At 66.5% G+C, this 16,460-nt stretch carries 15 protein-coding genes; 3 read left to right on the top strand and 12 right to left on the bottom strand.

Annotation, left to right across the window (positions count from 1 at the left end; all coding sequences use genetic code 11):
- Nucleotides 1–199: 199 nt before the first annotated feature.
- The 3 genes from AWB83_RS25335 to amaB form a co-directional block, all read right to left on the bottom strand.
- Entirely contained in the window at nt 200–397 is a 198-nt protein-coding gene (locus AWB83_RS25335; RefSeq protein ID WP_087048366.1) for a hypothetical protein, read from the bottom strand.
- A 262-nt stretch (nt 398–659) separates the two neighbouring features.
- Nucleotides 660–1,832, bottom strand: coding sequence for an NAD(P)/FAD-dependent oxidoreductase (locus tag AWB83_RS25330; RefSeq protein WP_087048365.1), 1,173 nt, complete (start codon nt 1,830–1,832; stop codon nt 660–662).
- A gap of 25 nt (nt 1,833–1,857) precedes the next feature.
- Nucleotides 1,858–3,357: an L-piperidine-6-carboxylate dehydrogenase gene (amaB, locus tag AWB83_RS25325; protein WP_087048364.1), complete on the bottom strand. Its 1,500-nt coding sequence runs from the start codon at nt 3,355–3,357 to the stop codon at nt 1,858–1,860.
- A gap of 299 nt (nt 3,358–3,656) precedes the next feature.
- On the opposite strand from amaB, the gene AWB83_RS25320 reads away from it, so the two are divergent.
- Nucleotides 3,657–4,286, top strand: a complete 630-nt coding sequence (locus AWB83_RS25320; RefSeq protein ID WP_087048363.1) for a helix-turn-helix domain-containing protein — start codon at nt 3,657–3,659, stop codon at nt 4,284–4,286.
- A 6-nt stretch (nt 4,287–4,292) separates the two neighbouring features.
- On the opposite strand, the gene AWB83_RS25315 is transcribed toward AWB83_RS25320, so the two are convergent.
- The 8 genes from AWB83_RS25315 to AWB83_RS25280 form a co-directional block, all read right to left on the bottom strand.
- Nucleotides 4,293–5,792, bottom strand: coding sequence for a cytochrome P450 (locus AWB83_RS25315; protein ID WP_087048362.1), 1,500 nt, complete (start codon nt 5,790–5,792; stop codon nt 4,293–4,295).
- Between the two features lie 129 nt (nt 5,793–5,921).
- Nucleotides 5,922–6,206, bottom strand: a complete 285-nt coding sequence (locus AWB83_RS25310; protein WP_087048361.1) for a type II toxin-antitoxin system RelE/ParE family toxin — start codon at nt 6,204–6,206, stop codon at nt 5,922–5,924.
- Nucleotides 6,203–6,400: a type II toxin-antitoxin system RelB family antitoxin gene (relB, locus tag AWB83_RS25305; RefSeq protein ID WP_087048360.1), complete on the bottom strand. Its 198-nt coding sequence runs from the start codon at nt 6,398–6,400 to the stop codon at nt 6,203–6,205. Before relB ends, AWB83_RS25310 begins: the two co-directional genes overlap by 4 nt.
- A gap of 99 nt (nt 6,401–6,499) precedes the next feature.
- Nucleotides 6,500–7,372, bottom strand: coding sequence for an IclR family transcriptional regulator (locus AWB83_RS25300; protein ID WP_087048359.1), 873 nt, complete (start codon nt 7,370–7,372; stop codon nt 6,500–6,502).
- A gap of 78 nt (nt 7,373–7,450) precedes the next feature.
- The gene (locus AWB83_RS25295) at nt 7,451–8,275 is read right to left on the bottom strand and encodes a sugar phosphate isomerase/epimerase family protein (protein WP_087048358.1); all 825 of its coding nucleotides are present in this window, start codon (nt 8,273–8,275) and stop codon (nt 7,451–7,453) included.
- A gap of 14 nt (nt 8,276–8,289) precedes the next feature.
- Entirely contained in the window at nt 8,290–8,901 is a 612-nt protein-coding gene (locus tag AWB83_RS25290) for an NIPSNAP family protein (protein WP_087048357.1), read from the bottom strand.
- The gene (locus tag AWB83_RS25285; protein ID WP_087048356.1) at nt 8,898–10,637 is read right to left on the bottom strand and encodes an FAD-dependent oxidoreductase; all 1,740 of its coding nucleotides are present in this window, start codon (nt 10,635–10,637) and stop codon (nt 8,898–8,900) included. Before AWB83_RS25285 ends, AWB83_RS25290 begins: the two co-directional genes overlap by 4 nt.
- Entirely contained in the window at nt 10,634–12,430 is a 1,797-nt protein-coding gene (locus tag AWB83_RS25280) for an FAD-dependent oxidoreductase (RefSeq protein WP_087048355.1), read from the bottom strand. Before AWB83_RS25280 ends, AWB83_RS25285 begins: the two co-directional genes overlap by 4 nt.
- 144 nt (nt 12,431–12,574) lie before the next feature.
- Between AWB83_RS25280 and AWB83_RS25275 the strand changes: the two genes are divergently transcribed.
- Nucleotides 12,575–13,462, top strand: a complete 888-nt coding sequence (locus tag AWB83_RS25275) for an NAD-dependent epimerase/dehydratase family protein (RefSeq protein WP_087048354.1) — start codon at nt 12,575–12,577, stop codon at nt 13,460–13,462.
- Between the two features lie 69 nt (nt 13,463–13,531).
- The gene (locus tag AWB83_RS25270) at nt 13,532–15,250 is read left to right on the top strand and encodes a SulP family inorganic anion transporter (protein WP_087048353.1); all 1,719 of its coding nucleotides are present in this window, start codon (nt 13,532–13,534) and stop codon (nt 15,248–15,250) included.
- 18 nt (nt 15,251–15,268) lie between these two features.
- Here AWB83_RS25270 and AWB83_RS25265 read toward each other — a convergent pair whose 3' ends face one another.
- Complete coding sequence (locus tag AWB83_RS25265) at nt 15,269–16,306, bottom strand: Gfo/Idh/MocA family protein (RefSeq protein WP_087048352.1); 1,038 nt, start codon at nt 16,304–16,306, stop codon at nt 15,269–15,271.
- Between the last annotated feature and the right edge of the window lie 154 nt (nt 16,307–16,460).

Here is a 16,460-nt window from a genome sequence, read left to right as displayed (position 1 = left end):
TAATCGCACAGGAAAATCTGCAATTTACAAAGACCGGTACCGTCCGATACCGCACACACAAAGACGCGGTGCCGGCAAATACAACCGGCACTCCGCGTTTCATGAAATGTCATCATGAAACGCTTATCAGCCTCCTTCGCACGTATTTATCTACGGGTGACAAACCGTGTCACGCGTGCAACACGCTGATTTAACGCAATTAGTTATATCCGCGGATCACGCAGGATTTTTGTTCGTCCTCGGATTTCTCGCTCGCGAAACGTCCGCAAATCTCGGCGACATAATGGGGCGCCGCCGATACCTGGCTGGAACGGTGCGAGACCGGGACGCTCGTATCCGGAGGGAACTCGCCGTCCTCGATCCAGGCGTAGAAATGCGCGCTCGTATTGGCTTCCATGTTTTCTCTCCTATCGGCTAAAGCGCGAAAAGCGTTTGATGGTTCCAGAATGCGCTTCTTAATACCCGCTGGCCCTAGTGGATTTCATTAATGGACGCAGCCGGAAAGTGCGACGATAATATTCAGAATGCCCGCTCGAAGCACAAGCTGGTTCGACTTGAATCTGCTCACTTATTTCCGTAGCGAAAAAAATGCCCGGCGCAAGACCGGGGTGACTTAAATCATCGATTATGGAAAGCAGGCGTTTCCAGTCATCTATCAGTTATACGACATTCTTTTCCACGATCGGCCGGCCTTCCAGCACACGCGTCCAGTCGAGCGGCGATAAATCGAGCGTCTCGTAACGCCCGTGCAGAATCAGTTCGCTCACGCCGCGCCCCGTCGCCGGGCCCTGCTGCAATCCGTGGCCGCTGAAACCGTTGGCGAAGATGCAATTCTCCACGTCCGGGTGGCGGCCGATGATCGCGTTCTGGTCGAGCACGTTGTATTCGTAGTAGCCGGACCAGCTGCGCTCCACGCGCAGCGCCTCGAACTGCGGCACGCGATGCGCGAGCGTCGGCCAGATCACGTCGTCGAAGAGCGCGTGATCGACTTCGTCGAGCGGCAGGTCGTCGGGATCGTCATCCGCGGCGGGCGATGTGCCGCAGATATACGTGCGCCCTTCGGGACGGAAATAGACGCCGCTCGGATCGATCAGCAGCGGACAGCGTTCGAGCTTCGCCGGCGACGACACGTTGAAGATGCTGCGGCGCCGCGCATGCACGGGGAGATCGATGCCGAGCATGGACGCGATCGGGCGCGACCATGCGCCCGCCGCATTCACGACGACATCGCTCGCCCAGGTTTCACCGTTGGCCCCGTGCACGGCGCGCGCGCGGCGCCCGTCGCGTTCGATGCCCACGACCTCCGTCGCCACATAGCGCGCCCCGAGCGATTGCGCCTTGCGACGCAGCGCCTGCACGAGGCCGTAGCCGTCGAACCAGCCTTCGCCGCTTTCGCCGAATGCGCCGGCCGCGAGATCTTCCGTGTTGAGCCAGGGAAAACGCGCTTGCAGCTGCGCGGCATCGAAAAGGCTGATGTCCGCGCCGAGCTCGCGTTGCAGGGCGTGATTCTCGCGCAACGTCGCTTCGCCCCGTTCGGTCGCGAGAAAGAGATAACCGCCCTCATGCAGATCGATCGACGGACGCTCGCCGTTCACCTCCAGCCGCTCGCCGATCGAGCGCAGGAACTCGATGCCGAAGAGCGACATGCGCACCGACAGCGGCGTCGAGAACTGCTGCCGGATCGACGCCGCCGACAACGCCGACGACGAGCGCGCGTAAGTCGGATCGCGCTCGATCACCGTCACCTGCACCGTCGGATCCGACGCACGCAGAAAATACGCGACCGAGCTGCCGATCACGCCGCCACCCACGATCACCACTTGAGAAACCACGCCGCCCCCGCTTTGTGTGCGATGCTCAGCCCAGATTGAAGTCGATGCCCTGCGCGAGCGGCAGCGCCGACGAGTAGTTGATCGTGTTGGTCGCGCGGCGCATGTAGGCCTTCCACGCGTCCGAGCCCGATTCGCGCCCGCCACCGGTTTCCTTCTCGCCGCCGAACGCGCCGCCGATCTCCGCGCCGCTCGGCCCGATGTTCACGTTGGCGATGCCGCAATCGCTGCCCGACGCGGACAGGAAGCGCTCGGCCTCGCGCAAGTCGGTCGTGAACGCGCACGACGACAGGCCGTGCGCGGCGGCGTTGTTCGCGGCGATGGCTTCGTCGAAGTCGGAATAGCGCATCACGTAGAGAATCGGCGCGAAGGTTTCCTTCAGGACCACTTCCGTTTGCGAGGGCATTTCCACGAGCGCCGGACGCACGTAGTAGCCGTTCTCGTGGCCCTTCACGGCGACGCGCTCGCCGCCGAAGATCGTGCCGCCCTCGCCCTTCGCCTGCTCGAGCGCGTCCTGCATGCGCGCGAACGCCTGCGCGTCGATGAGCGGGCCCATCAGTACGCCCGGCTCCAGCGGATTGCCGACGGGCACTTTCGCGTAGAGCGCCTTCAGGCGCGCGACGATGTCGTCATAGATGCTTTCGTGCACGAACAGACGCCGCAGCGACGTGCAGCGCTGACCCGCCGTGCCGACCGCCGAGAACAGGATGCCGCGCAGCGCGAGATCGCGGTTGGCCGTCTGCGAGACGATGCCCGCGTTGTTGCCGCCCAGCTCGAGAATCGAGCGGCCGAAACGCTCCGCCACCGCGACGCCCACCTTGCGGCCCATTTCCGTGCTGCCGGTCGCGCTCACGATGTCCGAGCGCTTGTCCGCGACGAGCGCCGTGCCGAGCTCGCGCCCGCCGATGATCACCGAAGCGAGCCCCGCGGGCGCCGCGCCGAACTCGTCGATGGCATCGCGCAGGATGCGGTCGACGGCGAGCGCGGTGAGGGGCGTCTTCTCCGACGGCTTCCACACGACCGCGTTGCCGCACACGAGCGCGAGCGCCGCGTTCCACGACCACACCGCGACCGGGAAGTTGAACGCCGAAATGATCGTGCACACGCCGAACGGATGCCAGGTCTCCGCCATGCGATGCCCCGGCCGCTCGGACGCGATCGTGAGACCGTACAACTGACGCGAAAGGCCGACGGCAAAATCGCAGATGTCGATCATCTCCTGTACTTCGCCCAAGCCTTCCTGCAGGATCTTGCCCGCTTCGAGCGATACCAGGCGCCCGAGCGCCTCCTTCTTCTCGCGCAGGCGGTTGCCGAGCAGCCGCACCAGCTCGCCGCGGCGCGGCGCGGGCACGTTGCGCCACGCGGCGAATGCGGTGCGCGCGGCGCCGAGCGCGGCGTCGACGTCGGCGGCGGTGTTCTGCTTCACACGGCCGATGACCTCGCCCGTGATCGGAGAAGTGACGGCCAGATCGCCGTCGGCGACGAGGCTCGCGATGCCAAGGTCGGAAAGAATCGATTGTGCGTCCACGATGAAGTCCTTTCGAAACGGGTTCGTTCGGCGGATCGTCTCGCGAATCGGTCGCGAGGCGATGGTGTGTCGTATTCTTGGTTTCTGATCGGAAACTTGATTAACTTCGGAAACTATACGCGCTGCCGCCGCCCCTCACAACAGCGGACAATATTGGGGTTGTCACCAATGCGCCCGGCCTTGCGCCGCAGTAGATTCGGCTTGTTTTCGGCAGTGCCGCCGGGCGCGCCGCGCGCTGCCGCGATGTTATGATCGGAAACAAAACGCGCCGCGTCTTCCCTACGTTCATCGATCTCTCCATGTCCAGCCTCAGCACGAAAAACTCGGCGGAACAATCCGCGGCCGATCTCGGACGACGGGTGAAGCGCGCGCGGCTCGCGCAGGACCTGACGCTCGAGACGGCGAGCCGCCTGTGCGGCGTGTCGCGTTCGGCGCTGTCGAAGATCGAGAACGGGCTGATGTCGCCGACCTTCGACGTGCTGCAGAAAATCGTGCGCGGCTTGCAGATCGATCTCGCCGAGCTCTTCGGGACGGCGCCGGCGCCCAGCGCGAGCGGACGGCGCGCTCTCACGCGCAAGGACGAGGGACAGCGCCACGCCTATCGCGGCTATCAGATGGAGCTGCTCGCCACCGAACTCGCGCACAAGGCCATGCTGCCGTTTCGCATCCGCATTTCGGCGCACACGCTCGACGCGTTCGACGACTGGGGCCGTCACGAAGGCGAGGAATTTCTTTACGTGATCAGCGGCAGCGTGTGCCTCTATTCGGAACTCTACGCGCCGACGCATCTGAATGCCGGCGACAGCATCTACTTCGACAGCCGCACCGGCCACGCGGCCATTTCGACGAGCGAGGAAGACGCCGAAGTGCTGTGGATGGCCACGGGCGGCGGCGTGCCGACGGCGGTGGACGCCGTCGATGCGCAATGACGATCCCTATCGCAGGGAGAGACGCACCGGCATCTCGCTCGGCACTGCCGTGAACGCGCAGACCTCGTGGATCCTGGCCGGATCGACCGCGAGTTGCGCCCTGAAGTTCGCCGCCAGCATCGACAGGACGAGGCGCATTTCCACCGCCGCCAGATGCCGCCCCGGACACACGCGCGGCCCCGCGCCGAACTGCAGGTAGGCGCGCTGCTCGTGCGCGCCGCGGTGCGCCGGGCATTCGGGCGGTGCGCCTCCCGGCGATGCATCCTGCACGTGCCGATGCTCGTGCAGCCAGCGATCGGGATCGAAACGCCCGGGATTCCCGAAATTGCGCGGGTCCATCATCGCGGGACGATGCAGCAGGAACATCTTCGTGCCCGCGGGCAGGCGCACGCCCTGCAGCCTCACTTCCTCGAGCGGCTCGAACGAAAGATACGGCGCGACGGGATGCAAACGGCTCGCTTCCGTGCACAGCGCCTCGCACAGGTCGAGCTCGCGCATCGCGCCGTAGCCCGGGCACACGGCGGCATCGCCGAGCACGCGGCGCGCGTGCGCCGCGACGCGCGTCTGCAAGGCATCGTCGGCGCCGAGAAAGAGCAGCGCCCACGCGATCGACGTCGCCGTCGTCTCCTCGCCCGCGACGAGCATGGTCAGTACGTTGGCGGCGACTTCGTCGTCGGTGATGCCGGAGCCCGGCTCGTCGCGCAGTGCGAGCATCGCTTCGAGCAGATTGCGGGGTTCGCGGGGCGTCTGCGCGAGCAAGCTTTCACACGCTTCCACCGACGCCTCCTCGCGCATCCGGGCGCGCGTGCGCGCCATCAGTTCGCGGATATGGCGGTGCACGTCGATCATCGCGTCGTCGAATTTGCGGTCGCGCGGAAGCTTCACGTAGTGCCAGTACGCGACGGGCGAGTTCACGCGCGCCATCAGCATCGGCAGCAGCATCGCCAGCTGCTCCTGGATCAGCACGTGCTCGTTTTCCAGCGTGTTCGGATCCTCGCCGAACGCGAGCGCGCTCGTCACGTCGACGGTGAAGCGCTTCAGATCCTCCATCATGTCCACGACGCGCCCGGCGCGCGCGGCGGCTTCCCAGCGGCGCCGCAGCCGCTCGGTGATCGCGGCGAGCGTCGGATAGAACGCCTTGATGTGAGGAATCGACAGCGCCTGCATCACGAGCCGCCGCTGCGGCTCCCACGCCTCGCCCTCGATCGAGAACAGGCCATTGCAGCCGAACTCCTTCAGGATTCTTTCGATAGGCGCGTAGCGGCGATAGCGATGCGGCCGCTCGCGCATCACGGCGTGCGACAGTTCGATGTCGCTCCAGACCGTGACGGGCGTCGTCCCGAAGCGGAAGACGTACGGCGTGCCCAGTTCGGCGGCCCAGCGTTCGAGCGTCAGATGATGTGTGGCGGGCGGCAATTGATGCAGGTTGCCGAGCAACGGCAAGCCGCGCGGCGATGGCAAATCACCGACTTCGCGCACGGACGCGCTGACGGACGCTGCGTTCATGATCGGCCTCGCGAGGGCGTGATCTGTGCAGGATAGTGCAGGAGCGGCGGATGAGGCGTTCTTTTGCCCGTCGGCCTTACCTGTCAGGCGTGGTCACTCCCGCAGAATGTCTGCAGGACGCCCGAACACTCATTCGAACGGATAGCACTGTCGCGAATGAAGCACATTGAGCACTTCGATGGAATCCGTTGTTACTGCATACACCACGATGTAATTGGGATGCACAACAATTTCACGAGTGCCCGGGATACGACCATTGCGATAGAGATATGGCGCGATGGCCGCAGACTGTGGTGCTGATTCGATCACCTCTTTGACTGCGCGGGCGGCAGCGGGACTTCGTTCTGCGATGTACCGGATAATCTCCAGAAGGTCGAGGCGCGCGGTTTGGGTCCAGACAACGTGTAGCGTCAAGCGGCCCTCGATTTGCGACGTTTTTCCGCTTCCGCGATGATTTCTTCCATTTCCGCCATGACTTCGTCATGCGGAATCCGCGGCCGCGTATCGGCCATGGAGCGCCGCACCTTCTCGCGAAACCACTTGTCATAGGCTTCCGCTTCTTCGACGGTGGCGAACTCGGACACGATGGGGTCGAGCGGAGTAGTCATTCGAGGTTCTCGTTTCATGATGAAAACCATCATATCGCAGGGGCGCCGGACGCGTCACCTCGGCCATTCGGCCATTTTTTGCCGGCGCCCGTCCCGAAGCTAAACAGCGTTCGCGTTCTTCGCTTTCCCTTTCCCCGCTGCCTTATCAGCCGGCGCCGAAAAAACACTGCCGCCCTCCACCTTTGTGACCGAGCGCTTGAAATAAGGCGAACTCAACGTCGCCGCACCCATATCCGACGCCGCTTCGAGCAGCGCGGGCGCGAGTTCCTCGAGACGCGCCTCGGGCAAGCGGCTCGTCGGCCCGGCGAGGCTCACCACGCCCACCACGACACCCGTCACCGGATGATGAATCGGCGCGGCCATCGAAGTCATGCCGGCTTCGTAGGTCTCGCTCGCGATGCCGTATCCGCGCTTGCGGGCCGCATGCAGATCGGCGAGAAACTGCTGGATGGTCTTCGGCGCCTTCGGGCCGCCCGAACCCGGCTTGCCCAGGCCGCCCTGCTTCGACACGAGCGCCAGCGCTTCCTCGTCGGAAAGCGAGGACAGCCACGCCTGCCCGCTCGCCGTGCAATGCAGAGGCGGCTGGCTGCCCATGTCCGGGTCGTAGCGCAGGCCGGACTTCGCCCCCTGCGCCTTGCCGACGAACGTGATGTGATCGTCCTCCACGACGCCCAGGCGCGCCAGTTCCCCCGACTGCGCCGCGAGCCGGTCGAGCACCGGCTGCGACACGTCGAGCACGCCGCCCGTCGAGAGATAGATGAGCGCGAGCGACACGAGCTTCAGCGCGAGCATGTACTCGCCGTGGTCCTCGTCCTGACGGACATAGCCTTCGTCGATCAGCATCGCGAGCAGGCGATGCGTGCCGCTGCGCGGAATGTTGAGCGTGTCGGCGATCGCGGCGAGCTGCATGCGCCCGCCGTTCTTCGCCAGGAGCTCGATGATCGACAACGCCCGCTCCAGATTTCCTGCCATCTTTCAGTCTCTCGAAGTCCCGATTCGGAATGAGAACACGATTCCATCTCGGAATTCAACTGGCTCGCCTCGATCGCGTCAACGTTCGGCGTACGCCTCCGCCAGCACGGCGAGCGTCGCCTCGCGCAGGCGCGTCGCGCGCGTGAGCGCGTTCGCGGTCTTCGCCCATTCGTTCATCGGCACTTCGATCGACAGCGGCAAGCCGTCCGGCAACGCGCGCAGGATGCCCGCGAGATCGAGACCGCCCTCGCCCGGAATCATGCGCTCGGCGCGCGCCTGATACAGCAGCGTGTCGAGATCGGCCGGACGCTCGGCGGGCGCGTCGCAGAACTGCACATAGCCGAACCATTCGCGCGGCAATTCGCGCAGCGTTCCGGTCGACGAACCGGCGCGGTCGAAGTGAATCGGATCGACGATCAAGCCGGTGTTCGCGCGGCCCGCCGCCTTCACGATGCGCGCGCCCTGCACGATGTCCTTCGCGTCGGTCCAGGGCATCGGTTCGAGCGACGGCGAAAGGCCGTACGGCTTCGCCAGATCGCACAGTTGCGCGAGCCGCTCGGCCGTGCGCGCTTCATCGGGATCGTTGCCCGCGACGAGCACGTAGCGCGCGCCCAGTTCGGCGGCGGTTTCGAGCATCGGCTCGTAATCGGCGACGTTCGTGCCGGGTTTCAGGCGCAGGATTTCGGCATCGAGCACGCCGATGCCCGTGTCCCGGATCGCGGCGAGCGTTTCGCGCCTGAGCGGCGTCGCGCCGATGATCTCGTGGCGCACTTCCGTGTCGGTCGCGGGCAGGAGCCGCAGGCCGACGAAATCGTAGCCCGCCTGCGCCGCGCACTCGACCATCTGCGGCGGCGTCAGCTCGAGCACCGTCAGCGCGGACAAGGATAGCTTGCGTCGTGACATCGAAGCGTCTCCGGTTAGCGCAGCGGCGAGAACGGCGCGGGCACGTAGATGGTCGATTCCATCGTCGTCAGATGGGCCGGTCCGCCCTTCGGCGGCCAGATGCCGTCCGCGACGGCCTCCGCGCGGATGCGCGAGCGCTCGTCGACGCTCTTGTACGGCCAGATGTTGAGAAAGCGCGGCACGGCGCCGTCGAGCGCGTACATCGCGCCGACGAGCGGCGAGCGTTTCGTGCGCTCCGGCACGGCGTTCCGCCATGCGTCGATCGTGTGCTGCAGGCTCGCGAGCCGGGTCCCGTAGACGCGCATCTCGTAGATGCCGCCGTGCACGGCCGGCTCGATCGGCGGCAGGAACGGAAAGAGCGCGTAGCTGCTTACCTCGACGTCCGTGATGAATTCGCCGCAGCCGAACGGATTGCCTTCGAGCAGAAGACGCTGGCGCTCCCTGACGAGCGCGGCTTCCGATTCGAAGCCGCGCAGCACCATCACGCGGCCGAGCGCGCCGATGTCCGAATACCAGCAGCCGAGCAGCTTCGAGCCGGGCGCGTCGCCGCTCGCCTTGATGTTCTCGAAGACCTGCGCGTTCGCGCCGATCTTCACCGTCAACGTGACTGTGTCGTACAGGGTCATTGCAGTGTCCTTGCCTGTTTGGAGATTGAGAGATCCGTGATGGCTTCCGCGCCCTGCGGCGCCGCCAGTTCAAGTCCGGCGAGATAGCCGAAGGTCATCGCCGGCCCGAGCGTGATGCCGCCGGCGGGATAATGCCCGCCCATCATGCTCGCGGCGTCGTTGCCGACGGCGTAGAGGCCGGGAATCGGCGCGCGCGATTCGTCGAGCACGCGCGCGCGGTCATCCGTCGAAAGGCCGGCGAAGGTGCCGAGACTGCCCGGCAGAATCTTCACCGCATGAAACGGGCCTTCGACGATCGGCGCGAGACACGGGTTCGGCTCGTGCAGCGCGTCGCCCTGCGCGCGGTTGTAGGGCGTCGAGCCTTTGTGGAATTGCGGATCGAAGCCGTCTTTCGCGTACGTGTTGTACGTGGCGACCGTATCGGCGAGACCGCGCGCATCGATGCCGCATTGCCGCGCGAGCGCCTCGAGCGTCGGCGCGCTTTTCAGATAGCCGGAGCGCTCATACGGTCCGAGCGGAAACGGAAACGGCTTCGCGAAACCGAGGCCATATCTGCGTTGAAACCGATGATCGCAGACGAGCCACGCGCACACTTCCTCGCCTGGGGATGTCGTGCCGATCAGCGCCGAAATGAAGTCGTAATACGACGACGCCTCGTTCGTGAAGCGCCGGCCCGCGCGCGTCACCGCGATCACCCCCGGCTTCGCGCGCTCGATCAGATGCGGAAAGGCGACGTCCTGACCATTTCGCTTCGGCACGAGCGACACGGGCGCCCACGCCGCGGGCGCTTCCAGCGATGCGTCGAAATGCGCGCCCGCCGCAACGCCCGCGCGGATGCCGTCGCCGGTATTGCTGCGCGGCGCGGCGGACCAATGCGGCGTGCAGGGGAAGGTTTCCGCCTGGCGCTTCGTATCGTGCGGATAGCCGCCGCACGCGAGCACGACGCCGCGCCGCGCGCGCACCTCGTGCATCACGCCTTCGATCTCGACGCGCGCACCCGTCACCCGCTCGCCTTCTCGCGCCAGCGATACGGCCTTCGCCCGCGTGCGCAGATCGACGCCGCGATCCGCCGCGGACTTCAGCAGGCGCGCGACGAGCGCATTGCCGTTGACCAGATGCATCGAGCGGCCATGGCGCAGCGTATGCCACGCGAACGCGGCGAAGCGCTTCGTCACGTGCCATGCCGACTTCGCGTTTCGCGTCGCGTTCAGAAAATGCGCGAGGTCTTGCCCGGAGGCGATCGCCATGCCCTTGATCGTCACTTCCGCGAGCGGCGGACGCAGCTTGTCGATGAGCGGACCGAGCGCGCGGCCGTCGAACGGCATGGCGCAGACGGAGCGGCCGCCCGTGGCCGCGCCTTGCGTCGTGTGGAAATCGGGAATGCGGTTGCCGTCGATGAAGCGCATCGACGTATTGCGCTCGAAGAATTCGATCATGCGCGGGCCGTGCTCGATGAGCGCGTCGGCTTTGGCGGCGTCGAAGTGCGCGCCGAGCTCGCTCTTCAGATACGTGCGCGGCGCGTTCTCATCCTCGACGATGCCCGCGCGCGTCGCGAGCGGATTGCGCGGAATCCACATCCAGCCGCCCGACCACGCGGTCGTGCCGCCGAACACGTCCTCCTTTTCGCAGACCAGCACGGACAAGCCCTGCGTGGCCGCCGTCACGGCGGTCGACAAACCGCCCGCGCCGGAGCCCAGCACCAGGACGTCGCATTCGAGAATCGGTTCGTGCTTCATTTGGCGTGCGCGTGCGTGTTGAGTTCGACCGGCAGCGTGATTGCTTCGTCGCGCGCGTCCGTCAGCGCGGCCTGCGATGTCTTGCCGCGCGCCGCCGCGTGTCGCGCCGCGAGATAGCCGAACGCGAGCCCGGGCCCGAGCGTGATGCCCGGGCCGGGATAGACGCCGCCCATCACCGATTGCATGTCGTTGCCGCACGCGTAGAGGCCGCCGATGGGCCGGTCGTCGCGATTCAGCACGCGCGCGTTCGTGTCGGTGACGAGGCCGGTCGCGGCGCCGATATCGCCCGGATAGAGCCGCACCGCATAGAACGGCGCCTGGCCGATCGGGCCGAGGCACTTGTTCGGGCCGCTCCAGCCGGCGTCGCCGTTGGCGTTTTGATAAGCGGTCGTGCCGCGCTGAAAATCCGGATCGACGCCTGTTTGCGCATAGCGATTGATGCGCGCGACGCTGTCCGCGAGCCCGGCCTTGTCGATGCCGAGCTTGCCCGCCAGTTCGTCGAGCGTCTTGCCTTCCACGAGATAGCCGTCCGAGAGAAACGGCGCGAGCCCCTTGCCGCCCGGACGCACCATGCCGAGGCCGTACTTGCGCAAGCCTTCCGAGTCGGTGACGAGATACGCGGGCACGGAAGGCGCCGTCCGGTTCGCTTCCTGCATCGCGATGCCGAACAGGTGATACGACGTGTTCTCGTTGAGAAAGCGCCTGCCCGTTTTGTCGACGACGATCATGCCCGGCTTGCCGCGATCCATCAGGAAGTGCGGAAACACGGCGGACGTGCCGTCGGCGCGCTTGCGCACGGAGACCGGCGCCCAAAACGCATTCGACAGCGCGCCCTCGCCGAAACGCGCGCCCGCCGCCAGCGCGAGATCCTGCGCGCCGCCGGTGTGGCCGGGCGCGCCGGGACACCACGCGGGATCGGCGCCCGGCAGCATGTCGCCGCGCCGTTGCGGATGACGGTTGAAGCCGCCGCTCGCGAGGATCACGCCGCCTTTCACGGCGATGCGGCGCCGCTCATCGCTGTGGCTCAGCGTCACGGCTTCGACGCCCTTCGCGCCGGTGTGCAGGGCTTCGACCTTCGTGTTCGTGAGAACGGTCACACCGCGCTGAAGCAGCGAATACAGCAGCCGGCCGATCAGCGCGTTGCCCATCACGAGACGCGTGCCGCGCGGCGAGCTCATGCGGTCGCGCGCGTGACGCGCGAGCAGCTTCGCCGCGTGCCCGAACGACGCGAAGGACTTCGTCATGTTCAGCAGGTGCCCGACGTCGTCGCGGTCCACCATCATGCCGCCCAGCACGGTGAATTCGGGAATCGGCGGGCGGATCAGCGAGAACGCGCGGCCGAGCTTGCGGCCGTCGAACGGCAGCGGCTCCAGCGCGCGGCCGCGCAGCGTCGAGCCTTCGATCTCCGACAGGTAATCCGGATGAAACGGGCGCGCGCGGTATTTCACGTCGGAGTTCGCTTCGATGTGCGCGACCGCCTTCGGCCCGGCTTCGAGAAACGCGCGGCGCATCGCGGCGCTGCTGCGCTCGCCGATCGCGCGGTTCAGAAAGCCTTCGGCGTTGGCCGACGTATCGTCGCGATTGACGCTCGCCGCGTGCTTCGACGCCGGAATCCACGTCGTGCCCGCCGAATAGGCCGTCGTGCCGCCGACGTACTCCGTGCTTTCGACGAGCAGCACGCGCGCGCCGTCGATCGCGGCAACGAGCGCCGCCGACATGCCCGCGCCGCCCGCGCCGACCACCACCACATCGAACGTTTCGCTCTGTCCCAGATTGCCCAGTGTCTCCACCATTCTTCCGCTCCGTCTCGTTTCGCGCCGCCGTTCATCCGACGAATCGAAACGTGTGTTAACTATAGAACTCTCTTTTATAATGGAATACTATTCCAGAATAGCGATCGACGCAAAGCTCTTTTTTAGACCAGGCAAGGAGACGGTATGAGAGTGCTGGTGACAGGCGGAAGCGGTTTTCTGGCGGCGTGGGTGATGCGGCGGCTGCTCGCGCGCGGCATGCACGTGCGCGCATTCGACATGCGTGAGGACGCCCATCTCGTGCGCGCGCTCGCGCCGGAACGCGCCGGCGAGATCGAATGGCGGCTCGGCGATATCGGCGAAGCGCGCGATGTCGCCCGCGCGCTCGATGGCTGCGACGCGGTCATCCATCTCGCCGGCGTCCTCACGCCCGCCTGCGCCGCCGATCCGGTGCGGGGCGCGCGCATCAACCTGATCGGCACGCTCAATGTGTTCGATGCGGCCATCGCGCGCGGCCTGCGCTCGGTGCTCTACGCGAGCAGCGCGGGCGTGTTCGGCCGGGATGACGGCGCGACGCCCTTTCCGCTGACGCATTACGGCGCGTTCAAGCTGGCGTGCGAGGGTTCGGCGCGCGCGTACTGGCACGATCACGGGATGGCGAGCATTGGCTTTCGGCCGCTCGTCGTGTACGGCGCGGGACGCGAAACGGGCTCGAGCGCGGGGCCGAGCCTTGCGTGCCGCGCAGCCGCGCGCGGCGAGCCGTACACGATTCCCTTCACCGGCGCGACGGGCCTCGTCTACGCCGACGACGTCGCCGCCGCCTACGAACTCGCGCTTGCGCGCGAGGTGACCGGCGCGCAAGCGTTCACGCTCGCGGGCGACATCACGCCGATCGAAAGCGTCATCGCGAAACTGACTGAAATCGTGCCGGGTGCGCGCATCGACGCAGCCGGCGCGCCCTTGCCGATCGCGACGTCCTTCCCCGAAGATCCCGCGCTCGCCCGATTGCTGCCGGATCTGCCGAAAACCCCGCTCGAAGAAGGTCTGCGGCAAACCGTGGCGGCTTATCGCTAGGGCAGCCGAGCCTTGGCATCGCGGGTTCATTGGGGCACGATTCGCTTCTTCAGGAACACGGTGCCCCGCATGCAAGACTCGACCCGCAGGCCGTCCGCAAGCGCCCGGCTGCTCAAAGGCATACTCCCGATCGACCGCGCCGCGGCCTTGCGCGACGCGCTCGCCGGCGTCTCGCTCGCGTCGATGGACATTCCGCAGGTGCTCGGCTACGCGCGCATCGCCGGCATGCCGCCGGTGGCGGGCCTCTACACGGCGTTTCTGCCGATCATCGCGTTCGCGCTGTTCGGCGCGTCGCGGCATCTGGTGGTCGCCGCCGATTCGGCCACGGCAACCATCCTCGCAAGCCGGGTCTCGTCGATGGCCGCGATGGGCAGCGCCGAGTACGTCGCGCTGGCGGGCATGGTCGCGCTCCAGACGGCGGCGCTCCTTCTGCTCGCCCGGCTCTTCAAGCTCGGCTTTCTCGCCGACTTTCTTTCGCGCACGGTGCTCGTCGGCTTTCTCGCGGGCGTCGGCGCGCAGGTGTCGATCGCCATGCTCGGCGATCTCTTCGGCATGACCGTGCCGGTTCCGTCGTCGCGCAGTCTCGCCCAGCTCCTCTATGTCGTCGGACATGCGATGCGACTGCACCTGCCGACATTCGGCCTCGCCCTGCTCGTGATCGTCGCGATCCTCGCCTGCAAGCGCGCGGCGCCGCGCCTGCCGATGCCGCTCATTGCGGTGGTCGGCAGCATCGCCGCGAGCAAGGCGTTCGACTTCGCGGCGCACGGCATCGCGGTGCTGGGTCCGGTCGAGGGTGGCTTGCCCGCGCTGCGCTTGCCGGACGTCACCTGGCAGCAATTCCTCGATCTCGTGCCGGTGGCGGCGTCGTGCTTCGTGATGATCATCGCGCAGAGCGCGGCGGCGGCGCGCGTGTTCGCGCAGCAGTATCACGAGGACCTCGACACCAACAACGACATCCTCGGCCTCGCGGTGGCGAACGCGGCGGCGGCGGCGAGCGGCACCTTCGTCGTCAACGGCAGCCCCACGCAGACGGCCATGGCCGAGCGCGCCGGCACGCGCAGCCAGTTCGGGCAGCTCGTGTTCGCGGCGGTGGTCGCCATCGTGCTGCTGTTCCTGAGCGGCTATCTGCGCTACCTGCCGCATTGCGTGCTGGCGGCCATCGTGTTCACGATCGCGATCGGCCTCGTCAACGTGCAAAGCCTGAAGGACATCCGCATCGAGAGCCCGGGCGAATTCGTGCTGGCGCTCGTCACGGCCGCCGCCGTCGTGCTGGTGGGCGTCGAGCACGGCATCCTGCTCGCGGTGGCGCTGTCGCTCATGCGGCACGTGCGGCACAGCTATCATCCGCACACGATGGTCCTGACGCCCGTCCCGCCCAGCCAGCGCTGGCTGTTCATGCCGACGAAGCCGGGCGCGCTCACCGCGCCGGGCCTCATCGTCTACCGCTTCGGCGCGGACCTGTTCTACGCCAACGACCATTTCTTCGCCGCCGAAGCCACGCAGCTCGCCGATGCGGCATCCGATGACTTGCGCCACTTCGTCGTCGATGCGGGCGCGATCACCGATCTCGACTATTCCGCCGCGCGCACGATCGGCGACCTGATCGAAACCTTGCGCGCGCGCGGCGTCGCCGTGATCTTCGGACGCGTGAACCCCTTCCTGCGCGGCGACATGGACCGGCATGGGCTCACGCGGGTGGTGGGCGCGTCGAACGTGTTCGAGACGCTGCACGAAGCGCTCGCGGCCGCCGGCGTGAATCCGGCCGCGCACGGGCACGACGCGCTGTGAGCACGCCGTGAAGCGCGCCTAGAACCGCGGCGCGACCGGCGCGCGCTCGGCCGCCGAGCGATGCACCGCGAACGTCGCGGCGAGCGTGCGCGCGGCATCGTCGCCGGAACAGAGCGGCGCTTCCTTGCCGTCGATCACCGCCGCGAAGTGCCGCAACTGCTCGTGATATGGATCGCCCGTGTGCGGCGCGCTGCGCTCGACCGTCAACGGCTCGTGCCAGCCTTTCCTGCCCCGGTACTCCCAGACTTCGAGCTGCGGCAGCGTGAGCGACGCATCGGTGCCCGACACGAAGTGCGTGTTCACGTTCTGCCGCGGATAGTGCGCCGCCTCGCCCGCCGCGAGATCCCAGTTCCACGGCGACGCCGCGCAGTCCGACACGCTCACGGTGCCGAGCGCGCCGCTCGTGAAGCGCAGCAGCACCGCGGCGGTATCTTCCACTTCGAAGCCGCGTACCGCGTTCGACGTCAGCGCCTGCACCTCCACGATCTCGCCGAGCAGGAAGCGCATCATGTCGATGTCGTGAATCAGGTTGATGAGCACCGGGCCGCCGCCACGCCGCCTGCGCCATTCCATCTCGAAATAGGCATCGGGCTTGTGGAAGGTCGCGAGCGCGCTGGCGGACACAGGCTTGCCGAGGCGCCCGGATTGCATGATTTCCCGCGCGCGCCTGAGGATCGGGTTGTGGCGGCGGTGATGGCCGACCATCAGCGGGACGTCTGCCTGCTTCGCGGCATCGACGAGCTTCCTTGCATCCTCGACCGTATCGGCGATCGGTTTTTCCATCAGCACGGCGATTCCGCGCCCGATGCACGCGAGGCCGGCCTCGACGTGATTCGCGTTCGGCGTCGCGACGATCACGCCATCGGGCTCGACGGCGTCGAGCATCGTGTCGATGCCGGCGAACCAGCGCGCGTCGTTGTCGCGTGCGAACGCTCGCGCCAGCGGCGGCGGATCCGCGATCGCGACCACGTCGCAATCCGGATGCAGTCGCGCGCGCTCCATGTGCATCCGTCCGATCGCGCCCGCTCCCGCTACTGCCAAACGCTTCTTGCTCATGCCGCTGCTCCTCCGGTTTTCGGGGTGACTGGAATCTCTGACCGTTAGTTGCTTCGAACCGACAATGCAATTTTGTTGAATCCTATTCTATTTTCGACTAGGATTCATAAAATACGCTTCAACATTTTTTCGTGCTGTTCGCGGACTTCAATCA

Source organism: Caballeronia ptereochthonis, from assembly GCF_001545075.1.
Lineage (GTDB): Bacteria > Pseudomonadota > Gammaproteobacteria > Burkholderiales > Burkholderiaceae > Caballeronia > Caballeronia ptereochthonis.
The sequence above is the reverse complement of the archived record's forward strand: the minus strand, read 5'-3'. Positions and strand labels throughout refer to the sequence as shown.

Coding starts and splice junctions, on each gene's coding strand:
- AWB83_RS25335 (WP_087048366.1), bottom strand. CDS start 397: ATGGAAGCCAATACGAGCGCGCATTTCTACGCCTGGATCGAGGACGGC.
- AWB83_RS25320 (WP_087048363.1), top strand. CDS start 3,657: ATGTCCAGCCTCAGCACGAAAAACTCGGCGGAACAATCCGCGGCCGAT.
- AWB83_RS25315 (WP_087048362.1), bottom strand. CDS start 5,792: ATGAACGCAGCGTCCGTCAGCGCGTCCGTGCGCGAAGTCGGTGATTTG.
- relB (WP_087048360.1), bottom strand. CDS start 6,400: ATGACTACTCCGCTCGACCCCATCGTGTCCGAGTTCGCCACCGTCGAA.
- AWB83_RS25300 (WP_087048359.1), bottom strand. CDS start 7,372: ATGGCAGGAAATCTGGAGCGGGCGTTGTCGATCATCGAGCTCCTGGCG.
- AWB83_RS25295 (WP_087048358.1), bottom strand. CDS start 8,275: ATGTCACGACGCAAGCTATCCTTGTCCGCGCTGACGGTGCTCGAGCTG.
- AWB83_RS25290 (WP_087048357.1), bottom strand. CDS start 8,901: ATGACCCTGTACGACACAGTCACGTTGACGGTGAAGATCGGCGCGAAC.
- AWB83_RS25285 (WP_087048356.1), bottom strand. CDS start 10,637: ATGAAGCACGAACCGATTCTCGAATGCGACGTCCTGGTGCTGGGCTCC.
- AWB83_RS25280 (WP_087048355.1), bottom strand. CDS start 12,430: ATGGTGGAGACACTGGGCAATCTGGGACAGAGCGAAACGTTCGATGTG.
- AWB83_RS25275 (WP_087048354.1), top strand. CDS start 12,575: ATGAGAGTGCTGGTGACAGGCGGAAGCGGTTTTCTGGCGGCGTGGGTG.
- AWB83_RS25270 (WP_087048353.1), top strand. CDS start 13,532: ATGCAAGACTCGACCCGCAGGCCGTCCGCAAGCGCCCGGCTGCTCAAA.
- AWB83_RS25265 (WP_087048352.1), bottom strand. CDS start 16,306: ATGAGCAAGAAGCGTTTGGCAGTAGCGGGAGCGGGCGCGATCGGACGG.